Source organism: Niallia sp. Marseille-Q9988, from assembly GCF_976954375.1.
Genome location: NZ_CDRJSZ010000001.1, coordinates 27,838 through 41,919 on the forward strand (window position 1 = coordinate 27,838; position 14,082 = coordinate 41,919).

Genomic DNA, 14,082 nt, shown 5'->3' on the forward strand with positions numbered 1-14,082 from the left:
GAATCGATGGTCAAGCTGTTGTTTTTTTAATTAAATTTTCCCATAATTCCCTCAAATCTTCCCAGCTGCCTTTTTGCAATTGACCTTTATACAGATATTCCTCATATTTAGCAGTCAACAAGCTCATTTCATCACTTGAATAGATGTGATCAATTTGCTTCGCATACTCTCTTAAGGTAACTTCTTCCTTTTTCTTAAGGCCTGCTATTTCTAATAAATGCAACAATACGATATACGCTTTTGGAAAGTTATTTTCGCCAGTTGCATGTTTGAATTTCCAAATATAATAATAAGGCAACCATTTATATCGAAATTTATAAATAGCAACTCCTAACAACCCGATTAAAGCTAGTACAAAAGCAACCCATTGCCAATTTCCTTTGACTACAGCTGGATAATTACTCCACCCCTCCGTAGTTTGGGATGTTGGTTCTAACGTTTGTTCTTGCTCTTCCGGTTTGTTTTCAGGAGTTTCTTGCTGTTGTTCTTGTGCATCTGGTGTTTCGGATTCTGTATTATTAGAATTTGATTGATTTTCTATATCATTCATATACGTATTCGCATTGGAGAATCCTTGTGTTGGTTCAAAGGAAACCCAACCAACCTCTGGAAAATACACCTCTACCCAAGAATGGGCATTATTATTTGTTACTTCATAACGACGAATTTCACCATCTGTCTCTACAAAATCCCCTTCTGTAAAGCCCTTAACCCATCGAGAGGGAATGCCAATAGAACGCAGCAAGGTAACCATAGAAGTAGAATAGTTATCACAATACCCTAGTTTTGTTTCAAATAAGAATTGATCTACATAATCCTCCTCCCCATTCGGAATGGCAACATTACTTTGACTATAAACAAATCCATTAGAGGAGAAATAGGTTTCTATCGATCTTACTTTCGCAAACACATTTTCATCATTTTTCGTTATATCAACAGCAAGATCCTTCACTCTTTGCGGCAATGAATCTGGAAGTTGAAGATAACGATTCGCAATAGCTGGATTATCCATCACAAAGGCTTCCATGTCCGCCGTTGTTAATGCATCTAAGCTGTATTCCGGTATATCATATGTTACGGAATAACTTTCAACATAGCCATTAAATACCCCGCGCTCATTCCCACTTTCAATTTCCATATAAGAATTCGCAGCAGTCATTTCTTTTACTCCTAACGGATATAGGAAGTATGAAAAACCATTTGTAAATTGAACCGTGCTTTGCGATTCTGTCCGCTTCACATTTTCTCCATCAACAAAAGAAATAAACGGAATCTCTCCACCGTGATCTAATACTTCAAAGTTATCTCGGCTCAATTGCAAAGATTCCTCTGACTGCACCCAGCCTTTTCCTGTATACGTATCTTTTGTTTCTACTTTCCAATAATGGGGCTCTTCCACTTCTGCGACAAAAACCATGGAGGAATCACCAATAAAGTCCCCTCCTAATCTAGAATCATCTACACTATATCCAACCCGATGAACACCATCTTCTCCGGTGCTGCCTCCTTCGTTCTCTCCACCTTTATTCCCCATCGTTTGAATAAAAGGAACTGGATCTGGCCAAATAGGATCTGCCTTTGGTAATAAGTAGCCAATTCCAGCACTCCCTATTACAAATACGAGCAACGGGATCATCCATTTTATAGTTGAACGATGGTTATTCTCAGAGCCTTCTTTGTCATTTAATCGAAAGAATGTTAACATCCCCATTACTGTAAAACCAATGATTACCGTCCGAATAATAGCACTAGTAGCACTATATATTGTAAAGGTATCTAATACTGTAATATAGATAATCGTCAACAAAAAGAAAGTAAAAATCTTTCTTCGTTTAATTAGCCAGTAATCGATTAGGTAGGCCATTAGCCATAGTAAAATAAAGCAGAGACAGCTTTTAAACATATTGGTCATTTCCGACCAATTTGTATCAAACACTAATACTAGATTATCAATAAATTCAGTAACAAAAGGCTGGATCCATTGGAAGGTTAAAAAGGACTCCTCAAAATATAAAGATTGAAGAACAAAGATAATATAAACAGTCTTTAATGTTCCGCTTAACAAGCTTGGTGCTCTAAAAAAGGCTAGTAATAAAGAAAGCGCAAGAAATAGATTAAATACAATCACATTCTCTGTATTCGTCAACGCTTCCAGCGGTCTAAGCCATTCCCAAATTAATAAAAATCCTAAGATATACAATAGAAAATTGGATATTGTGATGTGCTTTTTGCTAAAAGATGAACTCATTTAAGCCATCACCTCCAAAAAAGCCTCTTTATATCTTCCTTCAGAAACATGGATAACGCGAATCCCTCTTTTTACAGCAAAAGCACTTAATGTTTTTTCCCCACTAGATAAGCCTTCATTTTTACCTGTAATGACAAACACCGCTATATTATACCTTTTGCTAGAAAGCCAGCCTGCTTTATCTACTAGCTCTTTCGTTAACATGGATGTAATCAGCATAACTGTAGCTTGTTGCTGCAACTGACTGCTTTCATTATCCAAAACCTCTGCAAGTGTTATCTCCTTTGTAGTGCGAATCTTTGCTAAATGATAGAGTAATAGTTGTTGTTGACTTTCTCCTCCTCTTATTGGAAAAATTGTTCGATCTGTATCAACTGATAAAAGCCCTACCTGAGCACCTTTTTTTAAAATGGCACGAATTACTGAAGCCGTAAAAGAAACTACTCCTTCAAATCTCTTATTCTCTTCGCAATCCACAACAATCATAATGTCATGGGTCTGCTTTTGTTCAAACTCTTTTGTCATCATATTATTCCGCCTTGCACTTGCCTTCCAGTTAATCCATGAGAAGCGGTCACCAGGCTGATACTCTCTTATTCCAACTGCCATTGTCGTATCTCTTTGCACTCGTTCCTTCGAAGAAGTCATCCCTTGTTCAAAATGATTTTCCAAAGGCTTGTAAACCATCTCTTCAAAAGGAGGATAGACAAGTATCCGATCAACTTGAATATAAACTTTCTCCTTTTCAACAAGACCTAAAGGATCTCCTATTTGCAGGAAAATCTGATCAAATACATGCTCTCCTCTCGACAACTCTTTTACCGTATATTTATAAGTAAGAGTACGTCTGAACCCAGGCATTAACAGCTTCTTTCCCATTATCTTTTCCCCTACAGTCGAGCTAAACGAATCTTCCACCATGACATAGAAAATAGGGAAGAATGTCTTTCTTTTTAATTCAATTTCTACATGCATTTCTTCTTTTGCACTGTACTCATATTTTTGAATTTTTCGTTTTACCTGCCAGTCTCTAATTGGGTAACCAGCAATCAGTAGTCCATATAAAGCAAAAGGTAAAAAACTATAGAATAAAAACCAGCTAACAAATCCTCCTTGGAACATAGCATAAGAAAAAACCATCGCTATTAATAAAAATAATAAAATTAGTTTCCAAATCCGATTTAATTTTTGCAAAAGTCTTTTCATTACTTCACTAACCTTTGCACCGGTACAGAGACTTCCCCAACAATTCGATTGATAATTTCCTCTGGCGATATTCCATCAAATTTTGTCTCTGATTTTAAAATAATTCGATGGGCAAATACAGCTTTCACTAAAAATTGAACATCATCAGGAATAACATAATTTCTTCCTTGAATAAAGGCATAGCTTTGTGATGCTCTCATTAATGCAATCGAACCTCTAGGGCTGACTCCTAAATAAATTCCCGCATGTTCTCTTGTTGCAGTAGCAAGCTCCACTATATATTTCTTTATTGTGTCATCCACATACACCTGTCTAACTTCATATTGAAGAGTAAGCAGTTCATCCAAGGTCACAACTGACTCTAACTTTTCAATAGGAGCAGCTACTTGGACTCTAGTTAACACTTCCATTTCTTCTGCCACGGTTGGATATCCCATCTGCATTTTTAATAAAAATCGATCTAGCTGAGCTTCAGGGAGAGGGTATGTTCCTTCATATTCAATGGGATTCTGGGTTGCCATAACAAAGAACGGCTTTTGTAAATGATGGGTAATTCCATCAATTGTTACACTACTCTCTTCCATCGCCTCCAAAAGGGCTGACTGTGTTTTGGGCGATGTTCGATTAATTTCATCTGCAAGAATGATATTTCCCATGATCGGCCCTGGCACAAATTGAAATTCCAGCTCTTTCGGATTATAAATGGAGACTCCTGTTACATCAGATGGTAAAAGGTCTGGGGTGAATTGAATTCTACGGAAATTAGCACCAACTGATTTCGCCAAAGCTCTTACCATCATTGTTTTCCCGACTCCAGGGACATCTTCTAATAAAACATGACCTTGGGCAAGTAATGCAATTAAACTAAGTTCTGCTACGTCTCTTTTCCCAATCATTACTTTTTCGATATTACCGATTATTCTGTCAATTACTAAACTATGATTTCCTGCCATCCTTCTCCTCCTGTTGTATTTCTATTAAAATGCACCTATACTCACCCGAGCAATGGGAGTTACTGATTTGACGGAATACAATAAAGAAAAACTTCCATCAGTAGAGAATTTCATCCCCTCCACTGATGATATGTTAAACCATTCCGACATTACGAAAAAGTAATCTCCCGCCTATCTTTCTTGTATACATATTTGCAAGAGATTTCTTTTAGACATTCTCTCCCAAACTATTCTATTAAAACTGGTCTTCTATTCTATTATGTCCTATTCTTAAGATAAAAATTCCTGTGGATTCAATCCTAATTCTCGGCATATTTCTGTCACTACTTGTTTTTCTCTGTGATCAAAATGACCGTCTGCATAGCCAATAGCAATGCAATACCGTGCTACTAGTCTTGCAACCTCTGGCTTTGATCGCACTTTCCCTAACGCTCGAAAACACTCTGTCTGACCAATAATTTGATCGTATTCTATTTTGCGAACAAAGTGATTAAATTGCTGAACGACTTTATTTGTATCAAAAACACGCAATTCTTCACTTTGATGGATAAACTCCATCATTTTTCGTTCTTCTGAAGGATCTAATCTTCCATCTGCCATCCCTACTAATGCACATGCAGCCACAACAGCGTCTAAAACTTCCGGATTTTTATATCGCATGAAGAGGTCCTTTGCCCGTTGCTTCTGCTGTCTCCCCCATTCAGCATAATCTGTCTGAGATGGAGACCAATTATAACCACAACTATTGCAGCTAATTTTTAATTGGCCTTTTCCAATAAAGCCACCCAGTAGTCCAACTGGTCCTAAAATTAACCCGCCTATAGCCGCTTTTCCAATTCCAAATCCTTTTTCACCTGTACGGACATTCGTGCTATGGCACCTAATACACTGGAAATGGTCACTAGAATGATGATTATGCTGAGAAGCTTGTCCATACATTTGCGGATTATTTGAATAAGCCGAATGACCGGTTGGCTGGTATGCCTCTCTATTAGAAGTGGGATACGTTTGTGTTTCAAACGACTGGAAAGGAGGTCTATTTGGTTCTTGATAGCCTTGTTGAATAGATGGAACAGGTGCTGTTGGTTCATCATCAACAGTTACCCCAAAATTGCGGCATAATGCAGCTAAACCACCTTGAAAGCCACTGCCAACAGCATTAAACTTCCATTCTCCATTATGGCGATATAGCTCTGCTGCGACTATTGCCGTTTCAATTGTATAGTCTCTTCCAAGATTAAAACGAAGAAGTTCTACTTGCTCTTCCTCATTATATACTCTGACATAGGCATTAGATATTTGTCCAAAATTTTGTCCTTTTTCATAAGCATCATGGATGGTAATGGTAAAAGCAATACGTTGAATACTGGATGGTACTTGAGATAAATTCACTCTAATTTGTTCATCGTCCAATCTACCATGACCCGTCCGGTTATCTCCACTGTATATTACAGATCCATTAGGACCAGATGGATTATTGTAAAAAATAAAATCATTATCGCTCCATACTTTATGATTTTCTCCCAACAAAAAAGCAGAAGCATCTAAATCATAGTTGGCACCCTGTTGATTGATATCCCAGCCTAAACCAATTACAACATTGCTTAATCCAGGATGAGCTTTTGTTAAATCTACCTTTTGACCTTTGCTTAGCATGACCCCCACAAAGAATCTCTCCTTTTACATTCATATTCTTCCAACCATGTATTACCTATTATTTTACAGCATTATCTAGGCATTTGTACGGATATTCATTTACATTTGTATTACAACTATACCTATTACGATACAGCACATCAAAAAGTTTCTAGTTTTCACCATTTTCTCTTTCCATTCCTTTCTATATTCACCTATTCCTCTAGCAAGCTGTAATGTTTTTTTGGTGATTGTCATAAAAAAGATAAAGAAGACATCTTTGTAATAGATTTGGTAGGTTCGTAACGGTTATTTAACCAAATATTACTGACCACTATTGTAGAATGGATAAGTAAAGGAGTTGTTACTTTTGTTATTTGGTTCACTTATATGCAAAATACGAAAATATCATAAATATAATTATTATTACAGTGGGATATGCATCACTTGTGGAGATGTAAGAAAAGAGTATGAGAGAAAACAAGAAGATACAGAAGCGGAACAAGTAGAGGAGAAAGATTCTACAGATCAATCAATTAACCAGTAATCATTTATTATATAAAAGTTTTCCAACTACTTCATTTTAATTATAAGGAGTCTAAAAACTTATTAGAGGAAAAAGAAGAGGCCGTTTAGATAGGCTTCTTCTTTTCTTTTGAAAAAAATAGTAGAGGAAAAGTTCTCGAAGAAATAGTGGCTGAAACGTAGATAGTATGGAATAGAATTCGTGATTCATAATATTTCCATATATATTTCTAGTCCTTGATGATGATGCTCATTCGTTTCTATAGGCAACTCATCATTTTTCAGCATATAAGAAAATCCTGTTAAAAGGATGAGTCCAAGACTTAAGGTAGCTGAAACGATTAAAAGATTGGAAGTGAATCTTCTTTTACTAGACTGATACTTCTTCACAATATGATAGATAACGAAACTACTTAGCAGAAAAATAGCATCTACCATAATTATTATTAAGACCGCATCTCCTTCATTCAGCATAACTCCTAACATTGCTCCCATTAAAGCCCCCATTAAACTGGCTGCCCCTGCTTCTATCATTGCAACTATTGTGCTTTTAATAAAAAGAAAAAGAATGAAGGAGAAACTTACAATGATGGAAAGAATTGTGGCCATTCCTAATTCATTGTGCATAATGGTACCAAATAAAACGCCGATGGCCACACTAGAAGACATACCATACAGCATAGGCAAGCATTTCGCTGTTATTTGATTTTCGGGTAGGTCTTGTATCTGTGAATAAATAAAGAAGCTAAAGCCAATAAGGATGAGTGCACTAAGAATCCAAAGCATATACTGCCTCCTCTATTCAGTTATTGATTTCCTTAACCTAAGGAATTACACATTGTATACCATATGACAATAGGGAATGATATATAACTAGTTCCAATAGATATGTTGATTAGGATGGGTGCGTTTAGAAGTATCTACCAAATCCCCCTAACTTTGCTACTACACCAATAACCACGAACCCAATTGTTGCAAATCAGCTTTATTCCTGGTTATAAACTGAATATTTGTTTTGCAGAATGTGATAGCTGTGCTGCTGTACTACCCATTACAGCTTCATTGAAAATAATTCGTGTCATTTTTTAAATTTTCAGCTTTTTTCACATAGAATCTTACCTAAACTTGAGGTATAATTATATAAACTATATCGTCTCACGATATATCGCAAGAAGATATAATAAAAAAGGGAAGTGATTTCTATTTCAGGACATAACACGAACCATGCATTATCAGAATCAACTTACTATATTCTACTCTCTCTTCTTGCTCCTCAACATGGTTATGGAATTATGCAGGATGTAAAAAAAATGAGTAATGGCCGTTTAACACTAGCTCCCGGCACACTTTATGGTGCCCTTAAAGCTCTCTTAGATAAAGGATGGATTGAATTTACGAATAATGATGTCTTGGAGAAAAGGAAGAAAGTATATATCCTGACTAACGAAGGCTATCAAGTAGTTCAATCTGAAATCGTCAGACTAAAGGAGTTGTATCAAAATGGATTAATAAGAATGGGGGACAACTAAATGATTAAAAAAGTAAAAAGAAGTGTATTTAAAGATTTCTTTATCAATATTAAAAAAGAAGAGGCTTGGATAAACAATATGTGTAAACAAGGCTATGCCCTACAAGAAATTACTGATGGATACTATGTTTTCGAAACAAGTACACCAAGTAAATATATATACCGTATTGAATTTCTTAAACAAGATGTTTTTCAAAAAGAAAAGGATGACTATTTAGCACTAATGAAGGAGTTTAGCGTGGATCAAGTTGCATCTATTAAAAGATGGCATTACTTTAGAAGAGATGCTTCCTTAGGTGAATTTAAAATCTATTCTGATATTGATTCCCAAATTGAACATTACCAAAGAATTAATTTCATCTGGTATATCATGGCTATTATCTTTATTTCTTCCGGGCTTTCTCAAGTCTTTCTCTTTAGAGACATCCATACTTTTGAAGTGATCCTAAATGCTGTTTTAGTTATAATAGGAATCTTCTTTCTTATTCTTGGATTTCCACTTACTAAAAAAATTTATGCATTAAAAAAGAGAAAAAAATTGTTTTAATGATTTTCTAAATCGCAAGGATTAGAGAGAGCGTCCATCCTGTTACAGCTTAAGTTTTCGATATATCAGCCAAAGCTATTGGGGTTTCAGCCAATCTTCTGCTTTATCAGCCAATACTGTTGGGGTTCCAGCCAATCTTCTGTTTATCAGCCAATACTGTTGGGGTTCCAGCCAATCTTCTATTTTATCAGCCAAACATACTAGGATATCAGCCAAACCAACCTGCATACCTAGACGCTTCTTCTCTAATTAATCTTTATAATCCCCCACTGCCTCCGCAATCGTCGTTTCACCAGAAACTATATCAAAAGCTTTATTAAACACGTTCGACTCCTGTAGTGAGGCAATTACCGTCTTTGCTACATCCTCTCGCGGAATCATCCCTCTTTCAAGATTCTCCCCAATCGTTACCTTTCCAGTTCCATCTTCATTCAAAAGGCCACCTGGACGAATAATCGTATACGTTAATCCGCTTTCCATGAGGATTCGATCTGCATAATGCTTTGCTACATAGTAGGGCTTAAGTTGTTCATTCCAGTTTTTTCGATTATGTGCTTGTAGTGCGCTAACCATTACAAATCGCTTGATTCCCATATTTTTTGATGCTTCGATCATTTTAACCGCACCATCAAGATCAATTAGCAACGTTTTATCATACCCGGTTTTCCCGCCTGAACCTGCAGTAAAAATGACTGCCTCACAGTCTCGAACAACACTCTCTAGCTGCTCAACCGTCTCCTCCAAATTGCCCATCACTGCCTCTACTCCGCTTTGTTCAAATGCTTTTAGCTGATCTTCTGTTCTGACTAATGCCCTAACAGAGTATACATGGCTCGCTTGTAATAACATTACTAACTGTTTGCCTATTTGCCCATTCGCTCCAACCACTAATACCTTCATTGTAAAAACTCCTTTCCGTTCCATCTTCTCCTACTATTATTTCATTTAAGAATATCTATTTCAAATAAGGCGCCTAACTAAAAAAGGCTTTCGCTCGACATAAGAACGAGCGAAAACCTTTATATATTTAATCAAAGTATCTTTCTATCTCCATTATTACTTCTTTTATCTCATTTACTATCCGATTTCGTTGTCTAATGAAAAAGGTACTGATAAACAGGAAATCTTCTTGTGTTGTATTGCTTCGATAGACGTCCTTCACTTTGGCTAAGCCAGGATAAGGCTGAAAAGGATACGTGTTATCATAATCATATCTACTGGAATAAGAGAACTTAAGTCTATTGAGTTTTCCACCAATCGATTTTAAAAGCTTATTATAGGAAGTTTTATCTGATTCTTCCTTTTCCAAAAGCTCTCCCGCCATTATCGAAACCCTTTCAAAGATTTGATGAATTTTAGTGAAATCGAAAGCTTCATCAGAATGATTGTCTAGATCTTTTATAATCTCCTTACTTTTTGCTAAAAAGCGAAGAAGGTTAATTGGCAAGATCGGTACATTCACCAAGTGATTCACTAGATCTATGTGCATCCCTGTATCTCTCTTCAATAAATCACAATCCACTTTATCAACGAGATCCTCTTCTGTATGCCACCACCAGTTCCCTCCTGGTGTTTGATATCTTTTTTCTTGATCGAGTGGTTCATACTTTAGCATTAGATGGATAGGAATATTCGTTCCCCAAAAGGATTGATCCGCTCCCCGAGGCAAATAATCTGTTCGAGATGGTTCCTTCTTTGTATAATCTCGAATAATATCGGTTAAAAGTTCTTCCTTTTCCATCGCTGTTGATCTTGGAACTACTTGAACATTTCCTTTTGTCCCTGGAAAATCAATATTAATATGTGCTACACACTTCTCATTGATTTCCTCCCAAAATTGATCACAATACCAGGCAGACCCTGCATATCTACCATTTGAATGTCCTGGCCACCAAGCTATTTTAATGCTTCGTTTACTTTGTTGAGTAGAAAATATCCGGGCCATCTCCAGCATCAAAGAATTGGCTGTTGCATTATCTGTTGCCCCTTTATGCCAGGAATCATAATGTCCAGATACCAAAATATACTCTTCTAGTTCCCCGCGAATAGTAGCAACTGGTAAACTAGTCTTTTTAACAGAATTTCTCACCTCTGTTTTCAATACGACTTCTACAGAATGCTCCTCTTTTATCCACTTAAGCAACTTGCTCCCATCTTCATGGTTTATGCCAACGACAGGAATTTTCGTCAGTTGGTCCACAGTTCCCATCGTAGGGGTACCCCAAATTGTTCCCACCGTTTCTTCATGAAGCGCCTTTTCCTTAGATGGCCATATATGAATAAGCCCTATTGCTCCTGCACTTTCTATTTTTTTCACATAATCCTCGTAATAGTTCCAGCTGATAATAATTTTGTCTTTCATCTTTTCATAACGCTCGACTGGTCCGCTTATCCCTGTTGAGTGTTCACTAAAGAAATCATATAGAAGATTTCCCTTTACCCCATTCGGAAGATTGGCACCAAATGATCTTGCTTTTGCGCGAATAGCCAGTTTCATAGGTGCTGTTACAAACACTGCCCCATGAATAGGATCACTAAAGTATCCATCGAATTGGTAACGATTATATGAAATATGATGCTGTTGCAAATTTCCCACTATATAATCTACCGCTCTTTCAGCTTCTTCCTCTCCTGTTAACCGTTCATATGCAGAAAGTTCCTTAACATGTTGATTTAAAAGTTCCTTATCCATTAATTCAATAAGCTGGGGGTTCATCATTACTCATCCTCTTCATCAATAGTGAATAATATCTGCGACGATGACAAAAACTCCGCCAATAACAAGCCATATCACCAATAATGGCCAGAAAAACTTTACCCATTCTTGATACTTTATTTTTGACACCGCTAAGCTTCCCATTAACATGGCAGAGGTAGGCAGGATACAATTAGATAACCCATCTCCTAGCTGATAGGCTAGAACAGCTGTTTGTCTAGTAACATCAATTAAATCAGCTAATGGAACCATAATCGGCATTGTTGTTGCAGCAAGTCCTGTTCCAGAAGTGATAAAGACATTCATAATCGTTTGAAAGAAGTACATGCCGAGAACCTGAATGTAACTTGGCAGATGGTCAACCATTATCGCTAATCCATTTACAACCGAATCAATAACATGTCCTTGCTCTAAAACAATAACGATTCCTTTTGCTAATCCGACAATAAAGGCACCAAAAGTGATATCTTTTGCCCCTGCCACAAATTCACTTGCAATTTTGCTAGGCCCATATTTAGATAGAAACCCTACTATAATACCTAACGCTAGAAAAAACGCAGCTAATTCTTGCATCCACCATCCCTTTTCTGAAACTCCCCAGATAAGGAAACCAAATCCTGCTAATATAGCAATGATTGTTAAATAGTGATTGACCTTCATGGATGATAATGAAGTCATATCGATATTTTTATGCCCTTCTTCTTTTTCAAGCTGGACAACAATACTTGATGATGGATTCTTTTTCACCTTTTTTGCATAACGTATAATATAAAAACTAGTAGCGATTAGCAGCACAACTAAAATAATCGCACGTAGCCACATTCCTGAAAACATTGGAATTTCAGCAATTGATTGGGCAATTCCAACATTAAAAGGATTTAGTAACCCTGCTGTAAAACCTGTCGCTGCACCTAACATAACCATGGCTGTCCCAGTTAACGCATCATATCCTAATGCTCTAGCAATCGCGATTCCAATAGGTACAAACGCCATTACCTCTGCTGACATCCCAATTGTAAAGCCACCGAATGAAAACAGGGTCAAGAAAATTGGAATAATAACTAGACCACGGTTCATAAAGGTTTTTCCAACTCTTCCAGCAACTGCTTCAATCGTTCCTGTAGAATTGATAATTTGGAAAACACCACCAACGATAAAGATAAAAAAGACTGTATCGCTTGCACTTACCAAACCTTGTACAACTGCTAGTGGCAGATTAAATAGACTAATAGGATTTTGTTCAACATGTTGGTAAGAATCCTGTACTACTACTGTATTTCCTGAGTTTGCATCTTCTACCCGTTCAAATTCTCCTGCCGGGAGTATGTAAGTAAGTACAGCTGCAAATAACACCATACATAAAATGATGACAAATGTATGTGGCATTCGAAGTTTCTTTCCCTTATTTGTTACTGGAGATGCCACATTGGACGCTAGCTTATTCGTTTTCAACCTATTCACCCTTTACTTTTTTATTCATCTATTATTTCACTTGCTGTTTGCTTCTTTTCCATTCCTCGAACTCACTGCGAATCGCTTTTAGGGATTGTTCGTTTGTGCATAGATCAAACGCTGTGAGCGCCAATGCTTTTGCAGCTTTATTTAGTCCTTTCATCCCTTCTTCTGAACCAGCAGCATCTACAAACTCTGGAGTGTGTGTATTGGCTGAATCCGTGATTTTAATATAAGGATGAATGGTTGCTGTCACTTGACCAACATTGCCAATATCAGAGGAACCGATTCCGCCTTTTTTAGGAGGATCACTTACTTCTTCATCCAAAAGCTCCAAATTGTCTTTGAATAAATGGGCAAGGGCATGATTATTGTTTCTTTCGGCATAGATAAGTCCCTCTTCAATCTCTAAAGCGGCCCCTACTGCCTCTGCAGAATATCGAGCAGCAGCATATACTTTTTCTCGAACTAATTCCAGCTGCTCTACGTTTTCCGCCCTTAGTAAAAATTCGGCTTCACAGTAAGCGGGCACTACATTTGTAGCCTCTCCACCTTTTGTGATAATCCCGTGAATTCTCACATCATCCTTAAAAAACTGACGCAAAGAGTTAACCGCAACAAATGTATGGATGACTGCATCCAATGCACTGATTCCTTGTTCAGGACTAGCAGCTGCATGGGCTGCCTTGCCATAATATTTAAATGTTGCATCTACACAAGCCAATCCTCCCCGCAAAACCATCGATTTCTTATGGGGATGACACATCATGGCAGCATCCACTTGATCAAAAACACCTTGTTCCACCATTATAATTTTTCCGCCACCTAGCTCTTCTGCCGGTGTTCCAAGAACAACGATTTTTCCTTTTAAATTTGGCATTGTCTCCTTTAGCGCTATTGCCGCACCTACAGCTGAGGTTCCGATAATATTGTGTCCACAGCCATGCCCTAATCCTGCCAACGCATCATATTCTGCAAGTAATGCAATCGTTGGACCACCAGGTGTCCCTTCCCAAGTCGCTCTAAATGACGTTTCTAATGTCGCAATCCCTTTTTCTATGACAAACCCCGCCTCTTCAAGTGGTTCTGTCAACCAGTTCATCGCTTGTTGTTCTTGAAAACTCACTTCTGGATTCTGATGAATCTTTAATGCTAATTCGCGTAATTGGTTATCCATCGCATCTACCTTATCGATAAGTGCTAGTTTTTCTCCGGCCTTCTCCAAATACATAAATATACAACCCCCGAAATATTCTGAACAATGATAATTAT

Annotated in this window: 13 protein-coding genes; 3 read left to right on the forward strand and 10 right to left on the reverse strand. The window is 37.3% G+C overall.

The genetic code is table 11. From position 1 onward, the window contains the following. Nucleotides 1–10: 10 nt before the first annotated feature. The 4 genes from ACWNMZ_RS00125 to ACWNMZ_RS00140 form a co-directional block, all read right to left on the reverse strand. Nucleotides 11–2,248 carry a DUF4129 domain-containing transglutaminase family protein gene (locus tag ACWNMZ_RS00125; protein WP_048718084.1) on the reverse strand — a complete coding sequence of 746 codons (2,238 nt, stop codon included), beginning with the start codon at nt 2,246–2,248 and terminating at the stop codon, nt 11–13. Continuing rightward, entirely contained in the window at nt 2,249–3,454 is a 1,206-nt protein-coding gene (locus ACWNMZ_RS00130) for a DUF58 domain-containing protein (protein WP_048718086.1), read from the reverse strand. Continuing rightward, nucleotides 3,454–4,407, reverse strand: coding sequence for an AAA family ATPase (locus ACWNMZ_RS00135; RefSeq protein ID WP_235251861.1), 954 nt, complete (start codon nt 4,405–4,407; stop codon nt 3,454–3,456). The genes ACWNMZ_RS00130 and ACWNMZ_RS00135 overlap by 1 nt, the downstream gene beginning before the upstream one ends. Nucleotides 4,408–4,677: 270 nt before the next feature. Further along, on the reverse strand, nt 4,678–6,072 hold the full coding sequence (locus tag ACWNMZ_RS00140) for a TerD family protein (RefSeq protein ID WP_419181469.1): 1,395 nt from the start codon (nt 6,070–6,072) through the stop codon (nt 4,678–4,680). A gap of 340 nt (nt 6,073–6,412) precedes the next feature. On the opposite strand from ACWNMZ_RS00140, the gene ACWNMZ_RS00145 reads away from it, so the two are divergent. Next, the gene (locus ACWNMZ_RS00145; protein WP_160314258.1) at nt 6,413–6,589 is read left to right on the forward strand and encodes a hypothetical protein; all 177 of its coding nucleotides are present in this window, start codon (nt 6,413–6,415) and stop codon (nt 6,587–6,589) included. Nucleotides 6,590–6,774: 185 nt separating this feature from the next. Here ACWNMZ_RS00145 and ACWNMZ_RS00150 read toward each other — a convergent pair whose 3' ends face one another. Beyond that, nucleotides 6,775–7,353 carry a hypothetical protein gene (locus ACWNMZ_RS00150; protein ID WP_441131532.1) on the reverse strand — a complete coding sequence of 193 codons (579 nt, stop codon included), beginning with the start codon at nt 7,351–7,353 and terminating at the stop codon, nt 6,775–6,777. Between the two features lie 407 nt (nt 7,354–7,760). Between ACWNMZ_RS00150 and ACWNMZ_RS00155 the strand changes: the two genes are divergently transcribed. Together ACWNMZ_RS00155 and ACWNMZ_RS00160 are read left to right on the forward strand one after the other, a co-directional pair. After that, entirely contained in the window at nt 7,761–8,096 is a 336-nt protein-coding gene (locus ACWNMZ_RS00155) for a PadR family transcriptional regulator (protein WP_202908300.1), read from the forward strand. Then, a complete protein-coding gene (locus ACWNMZ_RS00160; RefSeq protein WP_441994195.1) occupies nt 8,097–8,642 on the forward strand; it encodes a DUF2812 domain-containing protein in 546 nt (181 codons plus the stop codon). 75 nt (nt 8,643–8,717) lie between these two features. Here the strand turns inward: ACWNMZ_RS00160 and ACWNMZ_RS00165 are convergent, their stop codons facing one another. The 5 genes from ACWNMZ_RS00165 to ACWNMZ_RS00185 all read right to left on the reverse strand — a co-directional run bounded on the left by ACWNMZ_RS00165 (nt 8,718) and on the right by ACWNMZ_RS00185 (nt 14,041). After that, a complete protein-coding gene (locus tag ACWNMZ_RS00165; protein WP_441131528.1) occupies nt 8,718–8,870 on the reverse strand; it encodes a hypothetical protein in 153 nt (50 codons plus the stop codon). Nucleotides 8,871–8,891: 21 nt separating this feature from the next. Then, nucleotides 8,892–9,542: an SDR family oxidoreductase gene (locus ACWNMZ_RS00170; RefSeq protein WP_235251858.1), complete on the reverse strand. Its 651-nt coding sequence runs from the start codon at nt 9,540–9,542 to the stop codon at nt 8,892–8,894. Between the two features lie 127 nt (nt 9,543–9,669). Then, nucleotides 9,670–11,361 (reverse strand): M28 family peptidase, encoded by a 1,692-nt coding sequence (locus ACWNMZ_RS00175; RefSeq protein ID WP_441131526.1) that lies wholly within the window; start codon nt 11,359–11,361, stop codon nt 9,670–9,672. Nucleotides 11,362–11,376: 15 nt separating this feature from the next. Further along, a complete protein-coding gene (locus ACWNMZ_RS00180; protein WP_231512586.1) occupies nt 11,377–12,810 on the reverse strand; it encodes a YfcC family protein in 1,434 nt (477 codons plus the stop codon). A gap of 31 nt (nt 12,811–12,841) precedes the next feature. After that, nucleotides 12,842–14,041, reverse strand: a complete 1,200-nt coding sequence (locus ACWNMZ_RS00185; RefSeq protein WP_048718094.1) for a M20 family metallopeptidase — start codon at nt 14,039–14,041, stop codon at nt 12,842–12,844. Nucleotides 14,042–14,082 lie beyond the last annotated feature (41 nt).

Bases quoted from the DNA above. Each gene is read 5' to 3' on its own strand.
- ACWNMZ_RS00125 (WP_048718084.1), bottom strand. From the start codon at position 2,248: ATGAGTTCATCTTTTAGCAAAAAGCACATCACAATATCCAATTTTCTA.
- ACWNMZ_RS00130 (WP_048718086.1), bottom strand. From the start codon at position 3,454: ATGAAAAGACTTTTGCAAAAATTAAATCGGATTTGGAAACTAATTTTA.
- ACWNMZ_RS00135 (WP_235251861.1), bottom strand. From the start codon at position 4,407: ATGGCAGGAAATCATAGTTTAGTAATTGACAGAATAATCGGTAATATC.
- ACWNMZ_RS00150 (WP_441131532.1), bottom strand. From the start codon at position 7,353: ATGCTTTGGATTCTTAGTGCACTCATCCTTATTGGCTTTAGCTTCTTT.
- ACWNMZ_RS00160 (WP_441994195.1), top strand. From the start codon at position 8,097: ATGATTAAAAAAGTAAAAAGAAGTGTATTTAAAGATTTCTTTATCAAT.
- ACWNMZ_RS00165 (WP_441131528.1), bottom strand. From the start codon at position 8,870: ATGCAGGTTGGTTTGGCTGATATCCTAGTATGTTTGGCTGATAAAATA.
- ACWNMZ_RS00170 (WP_235251858.1), bottom strand. From the start codon at position 9,542: ATGAAGGTATTAGTGGTTGGAGCGAATGGGCAAATAGGCAAACAGTTA.
- ACWNMZ_RS00175 (WP_441131526.1), bottom strand. From the start codon at position 11,361: ATGATGAACCCCCAGCTTATTGAATTAATGGATAAGGAACTTTTAAAT.
- ACWNMZ_RS00185 (WP_048718094.1), bottom strand. From the start codon at position 14,041: ATGTATTTGGAGAAGGCCGGAGAAAAACTAGCACTTATCGATAAGGTA.